21 protein-coding genes are annotated in these 24,232 nt (G+C 39.8%); 16 read left to right on the forward strand and 5 right to left on the reverse strand.

Annotated features, from left to right (window positions below; translation table 11 throughout):
* The first annotated feature begins 5 nt into the window (after positions 1-5).
* From I7X29_RS08985 to I7X29_RS09025, 9 genes are all read left to right on the forward strand, one after another.
* Positions 6-1,130, forward strand: a complete 1,125-nt coding sequence (locus tag I7X29_RS08985; protein ID WP_198474137.1) for a hypothetical protein — start codon at positions 6-8, stop codon at positions 1,128-1,130.
* Between the two features lie 22 nt (positions 1,131-1,152).
* A complete protein-coding gene (locus I7X29_RS08990) occupies positions 1,153-2,346 on the forward strand; it encodes an AAA family ATPase (RefSeq protein ID WP_198474140.1) in 1,194 nt (397 codons plus the stop codon).
* A gap of 30 nt (positions 2,347-2,376) precedes the next feature.
* Complete coding sequence (locus I7X29_RS08995) at positions 2,377-3,651, forward strand: hypothetical protein (protein ID WP_198474143.1); 1,275 nt, start codon at positions 2,377-2,379, stop codon at positions 3,649-3,651.
* A 170-nt stretch (positions 3,652-3,821) separates the two neighbouring features.
* A complete protein-coding gene (rpoC, locus tag I7X29_RS09000; protein ID WP_009412435.1) occupies positions 3,822-8,111 on the forward strand; it encodes a DNA-directed RNA polymerase subunit beta' in 4,290 nt (1,429 codons plus the stop codon).
* Positions 8,112-8,114: 3 nt separating this feature from the next.
* Entirely contained in the window at positions 8,115-8,426 is a 312-nt protein-coding gene (locus I7X29_RS09005; RefSeq protein ID WP_009412436.1) for a DUF3467 domain-containing protein, read from the forward strand.
* Positions 8,427-8,738: 312 nt separating this feature from the next.
* A complete protein-coding gene (locus tag I7X29_RS09010) occupies positions 8,739-10,901 on the forward strand; it encodes a TonB-dependent receptor (protein ID WP_198474145.1) in 2,163 nt (720 codons plus the stop codon).
* A gap of 114 nt (positions 10,902-11,015) precedes the next feature.
* Positions 11,016-11,303, forward strand: coding sequence for a hypothetical protein (locus I7X29_RS09015; protein ID WP_198474278.1), 288 nt, complete (start codon positions 11,016-11,018; stop codon positions 11,301-11,303).
* Positions 11,275-11,565: a type II toxin-antitoxin system RelE/ParE family toxin gene (locus I7X29_RS09020; protein ID WP_198474147.1), complete on the forward strand. Its 291-nt coding sequence runs from the start codon at positions 11,275-11,277 to the stop codon at positions 11,563-11,565. Before I7X29_RS09015 ends, I7X29_RS09020 begins: the two co-directional genes overlap by 29 nt.
* A 227-nt stretch (positions 11,566-11,792) precedes the next feature.
* Positions 11,793-12,311, forward strand: coding sequence for a hypothetical protein (locus I7X29_RS09025; RefSeq protein WP_198474149.1), 519 nt, complete (start codon positions 11,793-11,795; stop codon positions 12,309-12,311).
* A 14-nt stretch (positions 12,312-12,325) separates the two neighbouring features.
* On the opposite strand, the gene I7X29_RS09030 is transcribed toward I7X29_RS09025, so the two are convergent.
* Positions 12,326-12,814, reverse strand: a complete 489-nt coding sequence (locus tag I7X29_RS09030) for a dihydrofolate reductase (protein WP_198474150.1) — start codon at positions 12,812-12,814, stop codon at positions 12,326-12,328.
* A 5-nt stretch (positions 12,815-12,819) separates the two neighbouring features.
* A complete protein-coding gene (locus tag I7X29_RS09035) occupies positions 12,820-13,245 on the reverse strand; it encodes a 2TM domain-containing protein (protein ID WP_198474152.1) in 426 nt (141 codons plus the stop codon).
* Positions 13,246-13,346: 101 nt separating this feature from the next.
* Here I7X29_RS09035 and I7X29_RS09040 point away from each other — a divergent pair, with 101 nt between their 5' ends.
* Positions 13,347-14,660, forward strand: a complete 1,314-nt coding sequence (locus I7X29_RS09040) for a methyltransferase domain-containing protein (RefSeq protein ID WP_198474154.1) — start codon at positions 13,347-13,349, stop codon at positions 14,658-14,660.
* Here the strand turns inward: I7X29_RS09040 and I7X29_RS09045 are convergent.
* From I7X29_RS09045 to I7X29_RS09055, 3 genes are all read right to left on the reverse strand, one after another.
* Complete coding sequence (locus tag I7X29_RS09045) at positions 14,657-16,402, reverse strand: PspC domain-containing protein (protein WP_198474156.1); 1,746 nt, start codon at positions 16,400-16,402, stop codon at positions 14,657-14,659. The two genes, I7X29_RS09040 and I7X29_RS09045, sit on opposite strands and share 4 nt — an antisense overlap.
* 3 nt (positions 16,403-16,405) lie before the next feature.
* Entirely contained in the window at positions 16,406-16,738 is a 333-nt protein-coding gene (locus I7X29_RS09050) for a PadR family transcriptional regulator (RefSeq protein WP_198474158.1), read from the reverse strand.
* A 213-nt stretch (positions 16,739-16,951) separates the two neighbouring features.
* Complete coding sequence (locus I7X29_RS09055; protein WP_198474160.1) at positions 16,952-18,340, reverse strand: ATP-dependent DNA helicase; 1,389 nt, start codon at positions 18,338-18,340, stop codon at positions 16,952-16,954.
* A 125-nt stretch (positions 18,341-18,465) separates the two neighbouring features.
* On the opposite strand from I7X29_RS09055, the gene I7X29_RS09060 reads away from it, so the two are divergent.
* From I7X29_RS09060 to I7X29_RS09085, 6 genes are all read left to right on the forward strand, one after another.
* Positions 18,466-19,128, forward strand: a complete 663-nt coding sequence (locus tag I7X29_RS09060) for a hypothetical protein (protein ID WP_009412447.1) — start codon at positions 18,466-18,468, stop codon at positions 19,126-19,128.
* Entirely contained in the window at positions 19,103-19,945 is an 843-nt protein-coding gene (locus I7X29_RS09065) for a DUF3822 family protein (RefSeq protein WP_198466631.1), read from the forward strand. The genes I7X29_RS09060 and I7X29_RS09065 overlap by 26 nt, the downstream gene beginning before the upstream one ends.
* Before the next feature lie 9 nt (positions 19,946-19,954).
* Entirely contained in the window at positions 19,955-20,662 is a 708-nt protein-coding gene (locus I7X29_RS09070) for a beta-carotene 15,15'-monooxygenase (protein WP_198474162.1), read from the forward strand.
* 26 nt (positions 20,663-20,688) lie between these two features.
* A complete protein-coding gene (locus I7X29_RS09075; protein ID WP_198474164.1) occupies positions 20,689-21,417 on the forward strand; it encodes a DUF2189 domain-containing protein in 729 nt (242 codons plus the stop codon).
* Positions 21,414-22,124 carry a DUF4197 domain-containing protein gene (locus I7X29_RS09080; RefSeq protein ID WP_009412451.1) on the forward strand — a complete coding sequence of 237 codons (711 nt, stop codon included), beginning with the start codon at positions 21,414-21,416 and terminating at the stop codon, positions 22,122-22,124. The genes I7X29_RS09075 and I7X29_RS09080 overlap by 4 nt, the downstream gene beginning before the upstream one ends.
* Before the next feature lie 109 nt (positions 22,125-22,233).
* The gene (locus I7X29_RS09085) at positions 22,234-24,192 is read left to right on the forward strand and encodes a M3 family metallopeptidase (RefSeq protein WP_198474166.1); all 1,959 of its coding nucleotides are present in this window, start codon (positions 22,234-22,236) and stop codon (positions 24,190-24,192) included.
* The last annotated feature ends 40 nt before the right edge of the window (positions 24,193-24,232 follow it).

Genomic DNA, 24,232 nt, shown 5'->3' on the forward strand with positions numbered 1-24,232 from the left:
TGCCAATGAGAACTTACAATAAAAAAGACCCGCAGAATACCTCTCTGCCCGCCAGTGAAAGTAGAACAACCTTACCGCCTCCGCCAGCTCCTACCTATAAGGGCATCAATAAGCGCTACAAGAAGGAAGAGGCTTCTCAACAACCTTTTTCTGAAGAAGAATCTCAAGAAAAATTTAAAAAAGAACTAATTACTGAGCCTCAAACTAACGATGTTCCTAAAAATGCTAAAGGCGTTTTTATTAATAAAAAGATAGAAATCTCACTCATAACTGCGGCAGGTTTATTATTACTCTTTTTTATAGTGTTAGGTGTGCGTAAGTTTATAGAAAACAAAGATTTAAGAGAAAAAGAATTACAAGAAATGGGGCGTGCTTATCAGGAATATGAACGCAATCCTCCCCCTCCCGAAGTGCCAAGCGGAGAAAAAGCTGTCATCGCCTTTTATGGCTTGTGCTACGATATTGCCTACGAAGGTCATAATGCAATGATTGATACCCTCTTAGTTTCTACCGATTTTAAACAAGCACTTGCTTCAGGGGCTCTCGATAAACAAATTCCACAACACTTCACAGGTATTGATGCCGATAGCCTCCAAACCCGCTACAACACCCTTGTCGCCGAAACTAAAAAACTTTTACAAACTACTGATAAAAAGCAGCAGTACCACTTTCTCACTGCCGAAAAAGCACTGTTCTCTCAGCTGAACAAACTCACCTCCAAAGCTGCTTACCGCTTGGTAACCGATGCCTACGATAGAGATAATTTTGAAGTCTATAAGAAAAATGCACTCGCCCTAAAAGCGCTTAATGATGAAATTTGCCTACAGTACACTCAAAAAAAGAACAACCGCGAACTGCTGAACAAAAAGTACGAAAATTATTGTAAAACCGAATTACCATTAGTACGACTACAGTTTTCACAAAGCTGTTTTAATACTAATTTTTACCAGTGGACAGTGCTTCACGGTATTGATTTTACAAAGGTAATTCGCCGAGCTATAGATATGAATTACCGAGACAAACAAAGATGCTTTGAAGAATTTCAAGAAATGCGACAACAAACCAAATGGCGCACCAATCCTTACCAAATCATCAGTGCTGCACGCGCTCGTGAATATTACAATTACTAAACCGATAAATTAACAAATTATTATGCTCTTACGTTTTACCCTTCAAAACTTCCTTTCTTTCCAAAAAGAAACCTCTTTTGATATGTTCCCCAATCCCAAACGTGAGGAACTACCACATCACATCTATACCCAATTGCCTATTCCTCTGCTCAAACAAGCTGCTATCTATGGTGCCAATGGTTCAGGAAAATCTAACTTTATCAAGGCGATTGCTTTCCTGCAAAACTTGGTGTGCAACGGCGATTTCCTCCAAGAGAATGATTTCTCTTCTTATACTTTTAGAAGATATGTTGAATCAGAAGATAACGAAAAAAAACTACCTATCTCCCTCGAAATAGAATTCCTGTACCAGCAAAAAGGTTATATCTATAGAGTAGAAATTTATCCGAAAAGCCTTAATGAAAGTCTGTATATTTCAGGTTTAGGAAGTTTTTCTGATAGATTAGTTTTTGAGCGAAAAAACACAAAAGTCAGCGGGACTCCTCTCACTAATGAAACTGCTGTTACTCAATTGCTTTCTCGTAATCCTTATGCTTCTCTCTTGTCTCTAAATCATAAGTTCCCTATACTAAATGCTCCAGAATTAGAAGCTGCCTACCAATGGTTCAATTCTCAACTTTTGGTAGTCAATAAACAAACTACTCTCAGTAGCCTCTATGCAAACCCTTTGCTAACAGAACCTCTCTGTGATTTCGTAAGTACAATGATGAATAAAGCTGGTTTAGAAATAGATACGGTAGAAATAATGGATATACCTTTTGAGACCCCTTTAGCTAAAGGACAAGAAATTGAAGATGAACTATATTTCTCACAAGAGGACGATCAAGGAGGACTCACTGATTTTTATTATGACGACCAATCCGAGGGTACTATACAACTCTTGCGCCTCCTCCTTGCACTCTATCAAGCACTACAAGGAAAAGTAGTTTGTTTTGATGCTATTGATGCACAACTGCACCCAGCCTTACTCGCCGAACTCATTCGTTATTACGCCAATAACCCTGAGGGCGGACAATTGATTTCCACTACACACTGCGTTTCCTTACTCGATACCCAAGACCTCCTCCGTCCCGATGAAGTCTGGTTCACCGAGAAACAACAAGGCAACAGCCGTATGTATTCCCTCAACGATTTCAAAATCAACGATATGCCCTCCCTTGCCACCGCTTACTTGCAGGGTCGCTTTGGAGGAATCTCTATTACTGATTTTACCTAACACCTGACCCCTGACCCCTACCTCCTAACAATGAGAAACTATATCAAAAAAAATCTCCCCAAAGATTCCCTGCCTGCTCGTAAAAGTGAGGTAGCAATCCCGCCTGCTCCTACAACTTCAACTAAAAACATCGGAAGGCGCTACCAAAAGAAAAACAAGCAAAAACAACCTTTTTCCGTTGGCGAAAAAACTCAAGAGCAACCGCTCTCTCCACAGCAAGAAATACAACCTATAAGCCAAGATACTTCTTCAACTAAACTACCAATCTTTTGGGAAGGCTATATTTTTTGGGGAGGATCATTCTTCATAATCTTATTAATAATCCTTCCTTTATTCAGAAAATGTGAAACTAACACCCTACCCCAAAAAGAATCTGAGGATACTCAATTGGTTTATACACTCAATGAACGACATCACGTTCAGTTCAAAATGATTCCTCGAGGAAATGAAGCAGTTATCGCTTTTTACAATCTCTGCTATGAGATTACTTGTTATTATGAAGAAGAACTCACAAATCCCGATGAAATACAATCGCTTAGAGACTATTTAGATATTAAATTGATGGTGGAAAGTCAAAATTTGGACACTGTGCCAACTGTTCCCTCTACCAAAAGCCGTATATGGTATGACATAGAGCAGGGTAGCTTGAGAAAACTAACGCCTTTTGACTTTATAGAACCCGATACCGTGCAAAAACTCTATAATAGCCTGATTTTGCAAGCTAAAAGCTGCTATGAACGACGCCATTTAATTATTGATGAAATCCAGCGCAGCTCTTCTCTGTACAATACTAAAGACCAACTTAAAAAATCTATTGAAATCCTTGCTGATCAAAGTCAGCAACTTTTAGCTACTGAAAAAACTTTGTTCGCAATGATAACCCCAAAACTGCAACAAGCAAAAAGTTTGCTCATAAGAACAGAACCCGATCGTCAGGCTTTTGACGAATATCAAAAACTCCTCCAGTTTCGAACAGATGTAGTAACCGAAGTCCAAAATCAAGTAGCTACTGGAAAAATAGACGCTAAAAAACTCGAAAACCTATTAGAAACCTATAAACAGCAGTATGAAAAAGTGTTACATACCTCTTTTAAATCTCCTGTTTTTATCGAAAATGTTTATAGTGCTCTTGCTTGGCAAACCGTCCTTCACGACTCCAATTTAGAAATAATGATAGATAAACTCATTACCACCCGCACCTTGAACCCGTCCGATGTCAAAAAAGTCGTTTCTATGACTAAATTCCGTGACAACCCCTACGAAATTCTCAATACCTATGGAATGAAAAATTATTACAGATTTTAATTCCCCTAATTCCCCAACCCTCAACTACTTAAAAACTTTTTTAAAAAATATTTCTAAAAAACTATTGCCGTTTCAAAAAATAGTAGTAATTTTGCACGATATTTTGTAAATAGGCTTCGTGGGGACTCCCCAATGAGGCCACATAAACTTATTATATTCACCATAACAATATGGCAAGAGAAAAAACAACAGCTGTTCCTAAATTTGATAAAATTTCGATCGGTTTAGCCTCCCCCGAATCTATTTTAGCCGTTTCACGCGGCGAGGTTACTAAACCCGAAACTATCAACTACCGTACTCACAAACCTGAACGCGACGGGTTGTTTTGTGAGCGTATTTTCGGTCCCGTAAAGGACTATGAATGTGCTTGTGGTAAATACAAACGCATTCGCTATAAAGGTATCGTTTGCGACCGTTGTGGCGTCGAAGTTACCGAAAAAAAAGTACGCCGCGAAAGAGTGGGTCATATCAACCTCGTAGTGCCTATCGCTCACATTTGGTATTTCCGCTCACTGCCTAACAAAATCGGCTATTTGTTAGGGCTTCCTTCCAAAAAGTTGGATATGATTATCTACTACGAGCGCTATGTAGTTATCCAACCTGGGATTGCCAAAGGCCCAGAAGGTGAAGATTTACAATACTTAGACTTCCTTTCAGAAGAAGAATACCTCGCTATTACCGAGAGTCTTCCCGCTGATAACCAATACTTAGAAGATACCGATCCCAATAAGTTTATCGCTAAAATGGGAGCTGAGTGTCTCCTCGAACTCCTCGAACGTTTGGATTTAGATGCACTTTCTTACGACTTGCGCCACAAAGCCAACAACGAAAGTTCTAAGCAACGCAAAACCGAAGCGCTTAAACGCTTACAAGTGGTAGAAGCGTTCCGCGAATCTCAAAAAAACCGCGAAAACAAACCTGAATGGATGATAATGAAGGTGATTCCTGTAATCCCACCTGAATTGCGCCCATTGGTACCGCTCGATGGAGGTCGTTTTGCAACTTCCGACCTCAACGACTTATACCGCCGTGTAATCATCCGTAACAACCGCCTCAAACGCTTGATGGAAATCAAAGCACCTGATGTGATTTTGCGCAACGAAAAACGTATGTTGCAAGAGTCTGTTGATTCACTCTTCGATAACACTCGTAAATCATCAGCGGTAAAAACCGAATCTAACCGTCCGCTCAAATCCCTTTCCGACTCATTGAAAGGTAAACAAGGGCGTTTCCGTCAGAACCTCCTCGGTAAACGTGTGGACTACTCTGCGCGTTCCGTTATTGTGGTAGGTCCTGAACTCAAAATGTATGAATGTGGTTTGCCAAAGAATATGGCAGCCGAACTCTATAAACCGTTTGTAATCCGTAAGCTCATCGAGCGCGGTATCGTAAAAACGGTGAAATCAGCTAAAAAAATCATCGACAAAAAAGAACCTGTAGTATGGGACATCTTGGAGAACGTGATCAAAGGTCACCCTGTCCTCCTCAACCGTGCCCCTACATTGCACCGTTTGGGTATTCAGGCATTCCAGCCTAAACTCATCGAGGGGAAAGCTATCCAGTTGCACCCATTGGTGTGTACAGCGTTCAATGCCGACTTCGACGGTGACCAGATGGCGGTGCACTTACCTCTTGGCCCTGAGGCTATCCTCGAAGCTCAACTCTTGATGTTGGCTTCTCACAATATCCTCAACCCTGCCAATGGTTCACCTATCACTGTACCTTCACAAGATATGGTCTTGGGGCTTTACTACATCACCAAAGGTCGTAAATCTACCCCTGAGTATCCTGTCAAAGGCGAAGGTCTCACTTTCTATTCTGCCGAAGAGGTAAATATCGCTTACAACGAAGGCAAATTGAGCCTCAACGCTTTCATCAAAGTGAAAGTACGCGACCTTGACGAAAATGGCAATGTGTATTACCCCGTAGTAGAAACTACTACTGGGCGTGTGCTCTTCAACGAGCTCGTGCCTTTGGAAGTGGGCTATGTAAACGAAGTACTTACTAAAAAATCTCTCCGCGACATCATCGGTCGTATCCTCAAAGCAACCAGCATCCCTGTAACAGGTGACTTCTTGGATAAAATCAAGAATATGGGGTACCGTTTTGCCTTCAAAGGTGGATTGTCATTCAGTTTAGGGGATATCATCATCCCACAAGAAAAAGCCGATATGATTGCTGAAGCTAACGGTCTCGTTGATGGTATTATGATGAACTATAATATGGGGCTCATCACCAATAACGAACGTTATAACCAAGTGATTGACGTCTGGACATCTACCAATGCACAACTCACCGAATTGGCAATGAAACGCATCAGTACCGATCAACAAGGATTCAACTCTGTGTATATGATGCTCGACTCCGGAGCGCGTGGTTCTAAAGAACAGATTCGTCAGCTTACCGGTATGCGTGGTTTGATGGCTAAACCTAAAAAATCAAGCGTTGGAGGGGGCGAAATCATCGAGAACCCTATCTTGTCAAACTTTAAAGAAGGTTTGTCAATCCTCGAGTACTTCATCTCTACCCACGGGGCTCGTAAAGGTCTTGCCGATACTGCTTTGAAAACTGCCGATGCAGGTTACTTAACTCGTCGTTTGGTCGATGTATCTCAAGACGTAATCATCAACACCGAAGATTGTGGTACCTTGCGCGGGGTAGAAGTACGTGCCCTCAAAAAGAACGAGGAAGTAGTAGAAACTCTTGGCGAGCGCGTTTTAGGACGTGTGTCGCTCCACGATGTCTACAACCCTCTCACCGAAGAACTTATTGTGGGTGCTGGTGAAGAAATTACTGAAAAAATAGTAGATAAAATAGAAGCCGCTCCTATTGATATGATAGAAGTGCGCTCTGCACTTACTTGTGAAGCTAAACACGGTATTTGTGCAAAATGTTACGGTCGAAACCTTTCTACCGGTCGTATGGTACAGAAAGGGGAAGCCGTAGGGGTAGTTGCTGCCCAATCTATCGGTGAGCCTGGTACTCAGCTTACCTTGCGTACTTTCCACGCGGGGGGGGTTGCCGGTAACGTATCCGAAGAAAACAAAACCGAAGCGCGTTTCGATGGTATCATCGAAGTAGAAGATTTGCGTGTGGTAAGCGGTAAAGATAATGAACAAAACCCTGTAGATGTGGTGGTTCGTTCTTCTGAACTCCGCGTTCTTGACCCCACTACTAAAATGGTGCTTCAAACACACGATATCCCTTATGGAGCTCACATCTTTGTAAAAGACAAAGAAGAAGTGAAAAAAGGCACTTTGCTCTTCCAATGGGATCCGTACAACGCCGTAATCATCTCCGAATATTCTGGTAAAATTGCTTACGAAGATATAGAACAAGGGGTTACTTACCAAGTAGAAATCGACGAGCAAACAGGCTTCCAAGAAAAAGTGATTGTTGAATCACGTAATAAAAAACTGATTCCTACCTTGCTTATCGTCGATAAAAACGGCGAAACACTACGTTCTTATAACTTGCCTGTGGGAGCTCACATTATGGTGGATAACAATAGCAAAATTGAAGAAGGTAAAGTACTCGTGAAAATACCGCGTAGCTCTGCCAAAGCTGGGGATATTACAGGAGGTCTTCCTCGTGTTACCGAGCTCTTCGAAGCACGTAACCCATCGAACCCTGCTATCGTATCCGAAATCGACGGGGTAGTATCATTCGGTAAAATCAAACGTGGTAATAAAGAGGTTATCGTTACTTCTCGTTCAGGTGAGGAACGCAAGTACTTAGTAAAACTTTCAAGCCAAATCTTGGTACAAGAAAACGACTTTGTACGTGCAGGTAAACCGCTCTCCGATGGCTCTGTAACTCCTGATGATATCTTGCGTATCAAAGGACCTTCAGCAGTACAACAGTACTTAGTAAACGAAGTACAAGAGGTATACCGTCTCCAAGGGGTGAAAATCAACGATAAACACTTTGAAGTAATCGTTCGACAAATGATGCGTAAAGTCGAAATTCAAGACCCAGGAGATACCCTCTACCTCGAAGGTCAGTTGGTTCACAAAGACGACTTTATCGAAGAAAACGACCGCCTATTCGGTAAAAAAGTAGTAGAAGATGCTGGTGACTCCGAAAACTTACAAGCAGGACAAATAGTGAGCCTCCGCGAATTGCGCGATGAAAACTCACTCCTTAAACGCTCCGATAAGAATTTGGTTATCGCTCGCGATATCATCCCTGCTACCGCTATGCCAGTGTTACAAGGTATTACACGCGCTTCATTGCAAACCAAATCGTTCATCTCAGCAGCTTCTTTCCAAGAAACTACTAAAGTGTTGAACGAAGCAGCAGTAAGTGGTAAAATAGATACCCTCGATGGCTTGAAAGAAAACGTAATCGTTGGTCACCGTATCCCTGCTGGTACCGGACTTAAAGAATACGAGAAAATCATCGTCGGATCTAAAGCGGATATGGAACAATCTGTAGTCGAAAAGAAAAAATCACGATAAACAATGGACGAAGTAGAAGAAAAAGAAGGACAATTGAGCATCGAGCTCGACGATAAAATTGCTAAAGGAGTGTACTCTAATTTGGCGATTATCAACCACTCATCTACCGAGTTTGTAGTAGATTTTGTGAGCGTAATGCCAGGGATGCCTAAAGGAAAAGTGCGTAGTCGCATTATCCTTACCCCTGAGCACGCCAAACGATTGCTATTTGCTTTAGATGATAATATCCAAAAGTTTGAACAAGCTAATGGAGCAATCTCTAACAGCGACGACCGTCACGCCATCCCTCTGTTTGGCATAACCGGGCAAGCCTAATTAACGAATAGCTAACAAGCTAATAATACTTTGCCAAAGATGTAAATAGCCCGTGTGCTTCACATCTTTGGCAATTTTTTTCGTCATTCATCATTCGTATTTCGTAATTATTTTGTACTTTTGCGCCGTCTCATAAGGGGTGCTGTAACAGGCTGAGATTATACCCATTGAACTTGAACGGATAATCCCGTTGAAGGAATGAAACTAAGCAATTGGAGCTTGTTTTTGCTTTTGGGTAGCATAAACAGGCTTTTTTTATTTTATTAACACACCAAATAATAGCCTCTTTTATTTGTAAATATTTATTTTACAATGAAAAATGTACTTTTGTACACTGCTATTTGCCTTACTACATCGGCAATGGCACAACAGGCAATAGAGCCTGACTCTATAGTCCCTTCACCTAAGCCCATTCAGTTAGACGAAGTATTAGTATCGTCCGTGAGGGCTACCAAAAAACTTCCCGTAACCTTTTCTAATCTCTCTAAAGAGGAAATTAAGACCAAAAATTTCGGTCAACAATTGCCTTTGTTGTTAGGTCAGTTACCTAATGTGGTGAGCTATTCCGAAGATGGTTCGGGCTTCGGTAGTAGCAATATGTTTGTACGTGGGAGCGATTTGTACCGTACCAATGTAACTATCAACGGCGTACCGCTCAACGACTCCGAATCGCAAGGGGTTTTCTGGTATAATCTCTCTGACTTTGCTTCTTCTGCCGAGAGCATACAGTTGCAACGCGGAGTGGGTACTTCTTCTAATGGGGCAGGAGCTTTTGGCGCAAGCCTAAACGTTCTCACCGATGCTGTACAAGAGCAGGCATCAGGAGAACTCGCCAACTTCTATGGCAGTTATAATACTCACAAACACAGCCTCAAACTTTCCACCGGAAAGCTCAACGACCGTTTTGAGCTCAGCGGACGCTTTTCTGTTATCAAGAGTGATGGCTATCGCGACCGCGCTTCTTCCGACCTTAAATCCTACTTCTTACAAGGTGCTTATAGCCACGGGGGTACGCTCATCAAAGGATTGGTATTTGGAGGCAAACAAAGTGTCTATCTCACTTATTTGGGTGTAGATAAAGAAACTTTGAATAGCAATCGCCGTCATAATCCTGCGGGTGAATACAAAGATACCGCTGGTAACAAACGTTTCTATGAAAACGAAACCGATAACTACCAGCAAGACCACGCCCAACTGCACTGGACGCAACAGTGGAATACGGCGTGGCATACACAACTTTCCTTCCACTACACCAAAGGTAAAGGCTATTGGGAGAACTATGAGAAGAAAAAATACTCTAAAATAGGCTTGCCCAAAGTGCTCGACGGGGCAGGCAAGGAGCAAAAAGCATACATCATTCACCAACAAGGATTGAACAACGATTTCTGGGGTACTACATTTTCGGCTAACTATCAGAAAGATGGTGTGCAATTGCTCTTTGGAGGATTGCTCAATCGCTATGAAGGGTCGCATTACAAAGACTTGTTATGGGCAGAAAAAGCGCCTTTTGTGTATGGCAATCGCTATAGTTACGAAGGTCTAAATACCAAAGAAGAAGCGGCAGGTTATGGCAAACTCACTTGGCAATTTGCCCCTAAATGGAGCCTTTTTGCCGATGTACAATTCCGTCATGTAGGGTATAAGACGAATAAATATCAGATAGATGAAAGTCTTAACAGTTTTAATCCTAAGGCGGGTATTACCTTCTTCTTGAATGCACAAAACGACCTTTACCTCTCTTATGCACGTGCTACCAAAGAGCCTAATCGCTCCGATTACAAGAGCTATTACGAAGCTTTGCAGGACGACCCTAATGCTAAAAAACCTATCGCCGAGAAACTCAACGATATAGAACTCGGTTGGCGACTCACCACCCCCAAAGTACGTTTAAATCTCAATGGCTATTATATGGCTTACCAAGACCAATTGGTGCTTTTAGGGAAACTCAACAGCACCGGTTATCCTATTCGTGAGAATGTGGGTAAGAGCTATCGTGCAGGAATTGAAGCCGATGCGATGGTGCAACTCTCGGAGCGTTGGTTGTGGTCGCCTAACGTAGCTTTTAGCAAAAATATAAACAGAGATTATAAGAGTCAAGATGCTGAGGTTGCGACTCGTACCATTAGCTGGGGCGACACCCGCATTTCGTATTCTCCTGATGTAGTGCTCGGTAATACGATTACTTTTATACCTATTGAGGGTTTTCAAATAGGGTTGATTTCTAAATATGTAGGTGCACAATATGTAGATAACACCGAGCGTGAGGAAGCAAAGCTCGATGCTTATTTCGTGAATAACCTCAGTTTGCAATACGAGTGGAAGCCTAAAAGCACTTTCAAATCGGTATTGTTTTCGGTAATGGGTAATAATATTTTCAATACCAAATACACTCCTTACGGCGATAACGGCTATGGAATGGTGTATATTCCCGCTGCCGAAGCCAATTACTTAGCAGGGGTAACGCTCAGTTTTTAGTTACATTGTAAGGGCGTTTTGCAAACGCCCTTACAAAACAAAACTTTTCAGACACCTCTTTTTATTTTCTAATTAATTAAATATTCATACCTTTGCAAAAAAAATATGATACCTATGAGAACAACCACTAATTATAATGAAGAGGGGGTGAAAATGCTCAGTTATAGTATAAAATTTCCTGAAACAGACTTGCCTGCTTTTGAAACATTTTTTAAAAAATATAATGTAGAAGTAGCCCCTATTGATGAGGAAGATGATTTTTACTATGAATTATCGGCTGAAGAATTACAGAAAATAGAAAAAGCAAGAGAGCAATCAAGGCTTGGAATGACTGTAAGTAGTGAAGAATTTCATAAAGAGCTGAAAGAAAAATATGGAAGTAAGATGGAATTTAGAGGCTAAGCAAGATTTTTACAATACCCTTGATTATTGGGAAGAACATAATGGTTCTTTTGAATACTCTCTTAAAATAATTCGAGCAGTAGAGGCATTGGAAATAGAACTTTCTGAAACACCTTATTTTTTGGCTAAATATAGTAGCACATTAAAATTATATAAGAAGTATTTCTTAGATAAAAGATTTGTTGTTTACTATGATGTTATTGAGGAACAGAAAGTTGTAATAATTCAATACTTCAGAAGTTCAAAACAAAAACCTTTGTAATATAAAAAAGCTGTCTATTTAGACAGCTTTTTTATTTGCGCCACTACACTTTGTCAAAGCCCCAAAACTTTGACAAAGTCTATAAACCTGATAATCAATAATTTTTGAAGTATGTTATGTAGGAAAGTCAGCAATAGCTGAGTATGTGCTGCAAACGCCTACACAAAAAATAAAACTTTTTAGATAGAATTTAATTGTTATCTTTGCCTAAAATAAAACACTTTACAATGAAAAAACTCTTATTCTTGGTTATTATAGTACTATGTGAGTGTACAGATAGCCTCTCTAAACAACAAGGAGACAAGATTGATAATTCTATAACTCCATTATTTTCATTTCATTGTAGTGATTATGGAGATCCAAAGTTTGATACAAAGATTTATATCAATGACAGTTTGCTTATTATAAAACATTATGGAGTAGCCCATTCTGAAAAAATAATCATTGATAGCACTACAACCATTGCTCTAAAAGGAAAGGTAGTCCCTACAGAAAAACATTACTTATATCTGCGAGAAATGGCAAAAATGACTCAAGTTCCTATAAACAGTTTTGTGAAAATCGATTGTAATTATAAAAATATACCCCATTATATAAAAGATACTGAGCGTACTAAAATATGGGGGTGTAATGCAATAGATATTACAGGAGATGGGAAAGAAGAAATTTTTGTAATAGAAAGTACTCCTGATTATTGGGATAGTTTGAGTTCATATATTACAGTCTATCCAAGTGAGATAAAATAACTATTTCTTACCTCTTACCTTTTTAAGTATTTCTCAAAAGTAAATCTATAAGCGTGTTTTTCGTCTTTTTCAAAGGGTTCAGAACTTACCAACTCCCATTCTTCAGTGTTAAATTCAGGAAAGAACACATCAGCTTCGGGGAAAATATGGTCTACGCGAGTGAGTTCTATCACATTGGCAAGAGGCAATGCTTGAGCGTAGATTTCACCACCTCCTATCACATAAGGGTTGGGGTCTATAGCAAGCGCTTTTTCAATAGCTTCCTCTAAGGAATTGACTACTATAATTTCTTCTTTTATATAGTCTTTTTGACGCGTAATCACTATATGGGTGCGATTAGGCAAGGGTTTAGGGAAAGTCTCAAACGTCTTCCGCCCCATAATAATGCAATGCCCTGTAGTGAGGCGTTTGAAATGTTTAAAATCTTCAGGCAAATGCCAAAGCAAATCGCTTCCTTTACCTAAAGCATTGTGCTTATCGGCGGCAGCTATAAGAGTAATCATAGAATTTACACTGTAGGATTTGAATTGGAAGCAGAACTTTGTGCGGTTTGTTCAGCTGCTAATTCGCGTTGCGCTTGTTCCTTTTGTGCCGCAAATTCTTTTTCTACAGCAGCTTCTATTTTAATAAGTTTCTTTTGTTGAACAGCAACGAGATGTTCACGTTGTTTTTCTTGCCATTCTTTACCCAAAAAACGATTAAAAATAAATACATTCATCGCGTGCCATAGCCAGAGGAAAAGCCAAAGGAGGCTTGCCCATATATACCAATTGTAGTCTACCCCATAGTCTAATACTTTATTGGCTACTGCAAAAAATATGCAGCCTAAAACCATTACAAAAAAATGGATATACAAAAGTCTCTTTTGTTTAAGACGCTTTTCTATATTTTTGAAAAGTTCGTATTGTTCGGGAGTGAGTTGAGTGTCTGTCATTTTTATGTATCTTTTTAAAATTCAGGCGCAAAAATAAGAATAATTTGTGAATTAACCAAATAGTTCTTACTTTTGTCATTTCATTAGTGAATTAGTAATTTATGATCATACAAATACGTTCCAACAATCCTCATTTATTGGATGTTCTCAACAAAAACCCTAATACCGATTTTAGTATCTATGCCAAATCCCTTCGCAATGGGCAACTCATAGGTAATGCAGTAAGTGCGCATCAGTATGACGTATTATTCCAAGATACACGCTATAGTTACCTACCCGAAGAGAGCAATCAGATAGATTTTCAAAGTTATTGCTCACCTTTGGTGATTTTGCATTGCTGCAATGAGTTTTTTAAAGACCAATTACAGGAAAAAGAAACTTACTTTAGTCAGGAAATCAAATGGTTAGGAAAAACACGCCGCGAGGTGGACAACCAGCCCTGTACTATTGAAGTGAAGAACCTCTATATCAATTCTTCTTGGTATAGTAGCGGACACTTTTTGATGGAACGTTATTTCAAAAATTGCCAAATCACCCCTCTTATCGGAAATAATGTAGCCCTTAAAGTAGAAGGGAAAACTATCTTCGAGGCGCTCAACTTACTCAGCTTTATAGCCGTGATTACGCATATTACCAACGAGTATGGCGAATATACTTATATCGACGACTTTTTCGCCCAAAAATACGCACGTATCCTCACCAATATAGACGATGTACCTTATTTCGTGTTCTACCTCTTTATCAAGCGCGCCGTGAAGAGCGAACGCCAACTCAATGAAATAAAACCTGCTTTCGAGGCCTATTTCAAAACTAAAGGGCTCAATATTGAGTTCCAATTTACCGATACTCACGGCAGCCGTATGGAGTTTGCGGTGAAGGAGTTTGGTTTCGATTTCCCTATTTTGGATATCGGTTGTGGTGAACTGAAGTATTATCGTCGTTTTATGCGCAAAAACTACAGTTATAACCACCCTTATTTTGCTACCGATATAGATCCTGCTGTAGCCGAGTATGCCAAGAGTCTTTCTTACAAAATGGATACCGATAACCTTGTGTTTTTGCGCAGTTTAGACGATTTTGCTTACCAAAAACCGGTGAATATCCTCCTTACTGAAGTGATTGAGCACAATACCCCCAGCGATGCAAAAGCATTAGTGGATAAGTGTTTGCAAATCCCTTTTCACAAGATGATTATCACCACCCCCGATAGCAGGTTCAACAAGTATTATTTTGATGACCCTGAGAATGCTATCCGCCACGCCGACCACCATTTTGAGTGGAACGACAAAGAGTTTCGCGCTTTCATTAGTGAGGTACTCGCACCTTATCCTCAGTACGAAGTGCGCTATGTAGGTATAGGTGATAAAATCAACGGTGTATGCCCCACCCAAGCCGCTGTAATCGTTAATTCTTAATTGTTACTTGTTACCTGAATAATGGAGTCTTTAGTAACTTTGTATAGAGCATTCTTTTCGAGAATAGGATGCCATTTTCGAAACATATAGAACTGCCTATTGGCAATAGTTTTTACGTATTTGCCCGCAGGTACACATAAACTTACTTTCACTTCTTGATCTCTAAACACATTGCCTTTTTTCAGTGTATAATGGTTAGGAAACTCTATTACATTCTTGTTGAACTCTATAGGAAACTCTAACCGAGAAGCGTTTTCGGTAGCCTCACTCACAGTTCTCCCTTTAGATTTTTTAGTGATTAAAAGGTAGGGTAGTGAATCGTTAGTGGGTTGTATATCAGTGAAGTATATATTATTTCTCAAATCAACCCCTCTTTCGTGTAGCGATACAAATCCATCATAAGGTGTAGAGGCTTTTTCACTGATAACCAAAGTATCGGCGGTAGAGGTGATGGGTATTTTTGTTTCTACTTCACTTGCTGTTACAAATTCTTTACCTACACTTCCTAATACGGTGAGTAAAAGCATTATCCCCATCACTAAACAGAGCACATTAGCCACTACCCACGCTTTAGGCGTACGAAATCCTTTGGTAAAAAGTTTAAGAGCTAATAACACTATTAATGAGATAGGCACTAACAACAGTAAACCTGAAGCGAGGTATAATACAACAACTTGCCATTGATGTGCCAATAGATAAGGTAAGTAATCACTTAGGGTAAGCAGGGTAACACCGCCAGCAATAGTTGCGCCAAAGATACTGATAATCGTACCTATAAGTGCTATAAACAGAGGAATACATATCACTATAGCTATGAAATAGAAAACACCTTTGAGTAACATAAAGAAAAAGTTACTTCGCTGAGGAGATGTTATTGCTGTATCCGAAGTTTTTAAAGAATGAACCTCTTCAGTAGCTAAAGTAGGATTTTTAAGTACTGCCGCTAAGATAAAATAGCCGATAATTGCCAATACACCCATTTGATGAAAAATAGGCAAAGAAAATAAAACTACTGCTACATAAGCAATGCGTAACCAAGTGCTATTGATAGATAGATAAAGAGCAAGTCCCCCTAAAACTCCCGCTATTTTCTTGTCAGTAAGGCTTTTCGTCCACTCTCTTCTCTGTGAAGGAAAGCTTGTTTTGAAGTTAGATAAGGTATCTAAATTTACTTCCTCACCTTTCATTTCAAGTTTTTCAGAAGTTGTAACAGCTGCTGGAACTACACCCCAAAAGATGAAATACAATACAATAAGGGTAGAAGTAAACGAAATGCCTTTGCCATTAACGCTGAAAGCAAAAAAAGAAATATTAGCAAAAATGAGTAAGGCAAAAACAATACGCAGTAGCGTAACATCCCATTTAAAATAATGACTGATGCCCGAAAGTACACCACCTAATTTTTTGTCATCTATATCTCTGTAGAGTTTTCTACCTTTAAAAGAGTTAGAAAACTGGGGGGTAGAGGCACTATTTTCCTCATCATCAACGTATTGTTCAGGACGACCTAAAACGCTTATTAGGTATTGAATATCTTGGCTGATAACCACTTCACGTCCTTTCATTTGCTCTTTGAGCAGTTCAGCCATACGCTGTTCAATGTCGTATAGAATTTCGTCTTTATCGGCATTGGTACTTAGGTGTTTATGCACCTCAACAAGATAGGTGTTGAGAGCGTTGTAGGCAGTTTCTTCAATTGTAAAAGAAAAACCACCCAAACTGATGTTTTTTACTTTATCCATAATCTAAATGAGTTTGTTTATCATAGTTTGTAATTCACGCCACGCTTTTACAGTTTCTTCAAGAAAGCGTTTGCCTCCTTCGGTAAGCACATAGTATTTGCGTGGAGGCCCCGAGGTCGATTCTTTCCATTGGTAGGCGAGTAGTCCAGCGTTCTTCAGTCGGGTGAGAAGTGGGTAGAGCGTACCTTCTACCACAATCATATCGGCAGATTTGAGGGCTTCTATGAGGTCGGAAACATAGGCTTCTTTACTTTTGTTGATAGCCGAGAGTATACACATCTCTAAGATACCTTTGCGCATTTGTGTTTTAATTTTTTCAGTATTGATTTCTTCCATAATTCTGTAGATTTATCAATTCGAGGGCAAAGTTATGGTAAAAAATAGTAATATGCAATACATAGTACTAATTTTTTTTTGATAATTTTTAGTAGAGTAGGGGGAAGTAATTAACTAAGTAATTGAATATGTGTTTTTTATAAGGTTCTAAAGCGTAGTGATTAAATTAGAGATTTTTTTAAAATTTCTTACCTCTTATCTCTTACCTCTTACCTAATTAAAGTCTGTTTCAGGGAATCCTATCAAATATACTTGTTGCTTGGCGCGGGTAAGAGCAGTATAGAGCCAGCGGTAGTAACTTTCATCAATTACATAGTCTTTAGGGAGGTAAGGTTTTTCAATGAAAATAGCATCCCACTGCCCCCCTTGACTTTTATGGCAGGTGATAGCGTAGGAGAATTTCACTTGTAAAGCGTTGAAGTACGGATTTTCTTTCAGTTGTTGGTGCTTTTTGTACGACGAGGGTTCATCGTAATAATCGGCGAGCACTTCTTCGTAAAGTTGTTGGTTTTCAGCGGGGGTAAGGGCAGGGGCTTCGCTGTAGAGGGTGTTGAGGAGAATTACAGTATCAAACGGCGGTTGGTTAGGGTAATCAATGAGTTGTGCAGAAACTTCAGCAAATCTAAAACCGTATTCTTCGTAAAAACTGTAGATATGGAGTACCTCTATAATATCTCCATTGGCAATAAAGCTCACTTCGGGGTTGTTTTTACACCAAAAATAATTGTTTTTCACTACCATTAGCAGGTCGCCTGCTGCTATTTCATCTTCTATATCCAAAATAGTGCGGCGTATATAAGCATTCCACCCTACAGCACGCTTGTTAGAACGCACAATAATAGCAGTTTCTTCACTTCCGTAGAGCTCATAACTCTCATTGATAGCATCCGAAATTTCCTCGCTACCCGTGAGCCGGATAACATCGGGATTTTTGAGGTTGAACAGAAAATCTGGTGATTTGGCTTGTCCAAAAAGCGTTTTACGCAGGCGGGTAGCATTGCGCAAAATCCCCGATTTATTTTTTTGGCGCAGCACCTCAGTAAGAGTTGTGGTGAGCACCTCTTTGTTGTATTGATATTCTAAATGACTTACACTCAACGCCGGACTCACCTCAGTACCCACAGGAGGTAACTGAGCTGTATCGCCTATGAGTAACAACTTGCAATTTTTGCCCGAGTAGACAAAACGCATCAAATCGTCAATATCGGCAAGCATCGATGCCTCATCTACTATAAATAAGGTGTTGTAGTGTTTATTGGCACGCAGTTTGAAGGATATTTCAGTACCCATTGTTGTGGTGTAGTAAAGGTACTTATGGATAGTGAACGCCTGTTTTTTAGCGAAATGCGACATCACTTTAGCTGCCCTGCCCGTTGGTGCTAAAAGTACCGCTTGGTGGTGTATCAAGGGGAGTGTAGCAATGAGACAGCGCGTGATAGAGGTCTTTCCCGTCCCTGCAAATCCTTTCAATAAAAATACTTTTTCGGAGGCATCAGTATCTAAAAGATACTTAGTGAGCATTTGTAAGGCAACTTCTTGTGAAGGGGTAGGAATATGTTTAAACGCCTGAAAGAGAGCGTTAAGAAAGGCTTTTTCGTCCATTGTAAAAAGTATTGAGCGCACAAAAATATAAAAAAAAGTTAAAATAATTTTTTAGTTTCAAAAAAAGATTGTAGTTTTGCGCTATGCCAGTCAAAAAAAAATTTATTTAATATAATATTAAAACGATGAAAAAAATCTTACAAATTGCATTTTATCTATTAGGATTCGTGTTCTGCTTCCTAATTTACAGATCTATCACAGGTCCTATTGAATTTAACAAAATTAAGGAAAATCGCTACACTGAAGTGATCAAGAAGTTGAAGGACATTCGCAATGTTCAAGATGCTTATTTGAAAATTAATGGCGTTTATGCTAAAAATTTCGACGAACTTACTAAGTTTGTAGAAAATGCACGTTTTACCATTACTTCACAACGCGATACCAGCTGGGTAGAGTTCGACAAAGGTTTTAACATTGACGTGATGCGTCAAGGAGTGCGTATTGATACCTTAGGATACGTATCAGTAAAAGATTCGTTGTTTAAAAACGATACTCGTTACAAAACTATGGGTGATTTACCTACTTTCAAAGGTGTGAAACCAGGTAAATTTATAATGGAAACAGGTGAAATTACCGATAAAAACGGTGTAAAATCATCAGTCTTCCAAGTTTATGTGCCTAAAAAAGATATACTAGAAGGTTTAGATGAAGGCTTAGTAGCTAAAGAAATTCAAAAAACTTCAGTAGAAGATGTAAGAGGTCCTAATATCCAAGTAGGTTCACTAAAAGAAATCACCGTAAATGGTAACTGGCCAACTTCTTATGACGCAAAAATCGCAAAACAATAAACATTTAGAAACGTATTTCAAGGAATTGTCCATTCAAATCAACTTGGATGGACTTTCTTTTTGTGTGTTTAACCCTGTGCTTACCTGCGTGGAATCTATCTACAATTTTCCTGTGAATTTTAGCTATAAAACTCAGGAAGAAATAAATGAACAAGTAGAACGTGTAATCCAAAGTGAAGAAGACCTCCGCCAAGATTTTACCACCATCAGGGTTTTGCACAACACCCCTCTTTTTGCCCTTATACCACAACCCCTGTACGGCGGTAAGGACGAGATGTTGGACTATCTTAAGTACAGCATCGACATAAACAATGTAACCCCCGAAACTGTGGAAATCGATAAGATTCTCTCTGTTGAAACGGTAAATGCCTACGTACCTAACACTTTTGTAAACAATGCTTTGCTCTCTTACTATGGCAGGTTCGACTATCAGCATTTCGCTACCTCACTGCTCAAAATGTTCCTAAAACACTACTCCTCACACGCTTTGGAGGTGATGTATATCTATGCCGAAGTAGGCTCTTTCTACTTTGTAGTCTTCAGAAATAAAAAATTATACTACTTCAATCGTTTTAGCTATGAAACCATTGAAGATTTCCTATATTACATCCTCTTTTCTATTGAACAATTAGATATCGATACCGAGCAAGTACCTATCTATATCACGGGCGAAGTAGACCCTACTGCACTGTTCTACAGCAAAGTAAAATACTACGTACGCTATATATACCTCATAAAATATCATAAACAACACTTTGCAGCGGGAATGGATGAACAGCTCATCCGTCGGAATTTCGTGCTCGCGCAATCGTTTTAACCTAACGCTATGAAATTATCGAATATATTCATCAATGCATTGAGATTAGTACAAGCTACTTTTGGTATACACCTCTTAGGAGCTCTCCTCCTCTTTGTAGTGGTTTTCACTATATACGCTTTGCTACTCACCACCGTTTTTGGAATGCCTATTGAGGGAATTGTGGAACTCAGTAAAGACCCTGAAAGATTAACTGCTTACGTAAATCAACCTCATTTCCTGATAAAATTTTGGTTTTTCTGTCTGCTAATCGATGGAATTATTACCCCTTTCACAGCGGGAGTTTATAAAAATTACGCCGAGGTGATAGCTGGTAGCCGCCCTTCCTTCCGCAACCTTTTTGCTTACTATCACGTGCGTGAAACCAATGATATTTTAGGACACGTGATTTTGCAAATGTGCTTAAAAACCTTAGTGTCAGTAGGTGCTATCGCTATAGGAACAGCGGCTTTAGGTTTAGCACTTTCTACAATTATATCCTTAGTGTTTGTACTCACTGTTCCCATCATTGTATTGGAAGGCAAGTCGCTTTTCAAGGCAATGAGGCACAGCTATCAGCGAATAATGCTGGCTCCTTTTACAGCACTTATCATTACCGCCTTTGGAATGGTATGCTTATTGGTAGGTTTTTTTGCTTTTGGAATAGGAGTAACAGTCACTTATTCCTATTTGTTAGCAGGCATTTTTAGTATTTATCAAGCGACAAGTAACAAATAAGTAACAAATTAAAATATTTTTATATTATGTCAGTATCCAATGTTTTAGACCGCGCAGGCAAGCTCTATAAGAGTAGCTTTGCAAGCCTTATTGTAGGAGTTTTACTCCTCATTGTTGTGTTTGTTTTGTTCTATATGTTGTTTTTTCCTATAATTTTAGGAGGAGACTTCGGTGATTTTGAGGTGATGAGATCTCCTTATTATCTTCAAGAAATGATGGCAACACCTATTGTACAATTGAAATTAATGGTGTTAGGAGTCTTTATCAGCTGTGCTATAACACCATTATCAGCTGGATTCTATGAGAATTTTAAAAAAGTAGAACAAGGAGAACCTGCCTCGGTTAATAATCTCTTTACGCACTACAACTCGCCGTACACAGCGCGTTTACTAACCTATGCTACATTGTTTACAGTAGCTACCTCACTGTTTTCTCTTTTGGTAAATCTTTTAGGACTTCCTATATTGAGTACCCTTTTTAATATTTTTGCTTCTCTTCTATTAACCTTTGCGGTGCCTATCATTATATTTGAGAATCAATCAGTTGAACAAGCAGTAAGAGGGAGTATTGAACGTGTGATGCGCAATTTTGGTACAGTTTTTCTCTCAGGATTAGTGGGAGGAATTATTGCTGTATTAGGCGTTCTTCTTTTTGGCATCGGACTTATTTTTTCTTTGCCCTTTTTGTTTGCTACTCTCTATGCGCTTTATGCCGAAGAAAGAGGAATTACTCCAAATAACAATAATAATCTATGAAAAAACTAATGTTTTTAGGGCTCTTAGCTATGGGCTCTTTATCGTTGAATAGTTGTAATGAACTGCAACAAGTTTTGAATAACACTTCGCAAGGTGGCAGTGGTTTTAACGTCGCCAGCGGACTCAAACAAGCGCTCGAATTGGGCGTGAGCAGTGGGGTAGACCTATTGAGCAAAGACGGTGGTTATTTTAAAGACCAAGCGGTGCGCATCCTTTTGCCCGAAGAACTCCAAAAAGTAGATAAAACTTTGCGTTCTATCGGCTTGGGCTCTTTAGCCGATCAAGGGCTTAAAGTGCTGAACGAAGCTGCTGAAAATGCGGTGAGTCAGGCGAAACCTATCTTTCTTTCGGCTATACAAAATATGACCTTTACCGATGCGATGAACATCCTCAAAGGTGATAATACTGCCGCCACTACTTATTTGAAAAACACTACTTACAATGCTTTGGAAAGTGCTTTTGCTCCTAAAATCCAATCATCGCTTAGCGAAGTAGGCGCTGATAAAGTTTGGGAAAATATCATTGATAAGTATAACCAAATTCCATTGGTAAAACCTGTTGAGGCAAATCTCACCAAATATGTTACAGAACAAGCTATCAATGGTTTATTCGTGAAAGTAGGCGACAAAGAAAAGGAAATACGCACTAATATAGCAGCGCGTACTACTCCTTTGTTGAAATCAGTATTTGCGATGCAAGATAAGTAGGCATCAGGTATCAGAAAATAGAAAAGCTGTTTGAGAAATCAAGCAGCTTTTTTTGTTTTATGTATATAAAAAACTATCTTTGCCCTTTCATTAATTAAAAGATAATTATATGTTTCAAACCCCTTATAACGCGGCGCCCTTTTCGCGCTTTACTCCTACCGACTATCTGCCAGCTATTGAAAAAGCTATCGCCGAAAGCCTTGCCCAAATCGAAAGTCTTGCCCAAAATCCTGAACCTGCTACTTTTAAAAATACAATAGAAGCCTTGGCTTACACTGGCTTAGAACTCGACCGACTCACGGCTATGTTCTTCAACCTCAACAGTGCCGAGACTAACGAAGCTCTGCAAGCCGAAGCTCAACGCATTTCGCCCTTGCTTACCGAATATAGTAATGATATCCGCCTAAATGAAGCCCTTTTCCAGCGTGTGAAAGCAATCTATAACCAGCGTGAGCAGCTTTCGCTAACAGCTGAACAACAAACGCTTTTAGAGAAAACTTACAAAAGTTTTACCCGCAATGGCGCTAATTTATCACTCAATGATAAGGGGCGTTTGCGTGAGATTGACAAGCAGTTGGCTACCCTAAAACTGAAATTCTCTGAAAATGTATTGGCAGAGACTCAACATTACCAATGGGTGATTACCGATAAAAATACCCTCAGTGGGCTACCTGATTTTGTCCTTGAAATGCTCGCGCAAGAAGCTAAAAAACGCAATGTACAAGGATGGGTTATTACGCTGGATTTGCCCGTATATACAGCCGTAATGAAATATGCTGATAACCGCGACTTGCGTCAGAAACTCTTTACCGATTATCACAGCCGTTGTGCAGGAGAGAGTGCTTATAACAATGAAGACAATGTGTTGCGTATTGCCCAATTGCGACAAGTGCGTGCTTCTTTGTTGGGCTACCCTAATTATGCTACCTTTGCTTTGGAAGAGCGTATGGCGGAAACTCCCGAAAAGGTGATAGCTTTCCTCAACAAACAGTTAGCAAAAGATAAACCTCAAGCTATTAAGGAATTAGAAGAGCTCAAAACCTTCTCTGGTCTCACCAATTTTCAGCAGTGGGATTTTGCTTATTATGCCGAAAAGCTGAAACAAGAGCGCTACCAAATAGACGATTCGCTCCTCAAACCTTATTTGGCATTAGATAAGGCAGTGGAAGGAATGTTTGCGGTGGCACATAAGCTTTACGGCTTGCACTTCACCCTTACCGATGAGGTAGAAAAATACCACCCCGAAGTACAAACTTACAAGGTAACCGATGAAAACGGCAATTATCTCGCCCTTTTCTACACCGATTTTTTCCCTCGTGCAGGCAAGCGCAATGGGGCGTGGATGACCTCGTACAAGGAGCAGTATAGAGATGAACAGGGTAATGATTCTCGTCCGCACATCTCTATAGTGTGTAATTTCACCCGCCCAACAGATACCGCCCCTTCTTTGCTTACCTTCAACGAGCTAACGACTCTTTTTCACGAGTTCGGGCACGCCCTTCACGGAATGCTTTCCAAGGTAACCTATCCTTCGCTCAGTGGTACCAATGTAGCCCGCGACTTTGTAGAACTCCCCAGTCAGCTGATGGAAAATTGGTGTTATGAAGAAGAAACTTTGCGCCTTTTTGCCACTCATTACCAAACGGGTGAACCTCTACCTATAGAATGGGTGAAGAAAGTAAAAGCTGTTGAAGATTTTATGAAAGGCATTTTGAATGTGCGTCAGTTAAATTTTGGATTTTTAGATATGGAATGGCATACCTATCCTCATTTGGAACGCCTTGAAGATGTTCGCACTTTTGAACAGACAGTAACCAAAGCAACACAACTCTATCCGCCTATTGATGTGATGTGTATTTCTCCTGCTTTCTCACATATTTTTAGTGGAGGTTATGCCGCAGGTTATTACAGCTACAAATGGTCGGAAGCCTTAGAGGAAGGCGCTTTGGAAGTATTTAAAGAAGCAGGCTTTTTCAACAAAGCAGTAGCTATGCGTTTCTGCAAAGAAATCCTCGAGAGAGGTAGTAGCGAAAAGGAAAGTATTCTCTATAAACGTTTCCATAACTAAAATACATATCTTTGCTCGCTAATCATCATTATAAGTTCGA

It is taken from the genome of Capnocytophaga periodontitidis (assembly GCF_016126015.1).
GTDB lineage: Bacteria > Bacteroidota > Bacteroidia > Flavobacteriales > Flavobacteriaceae > Capnocytophaga > Capnocytophaga periodontitidis.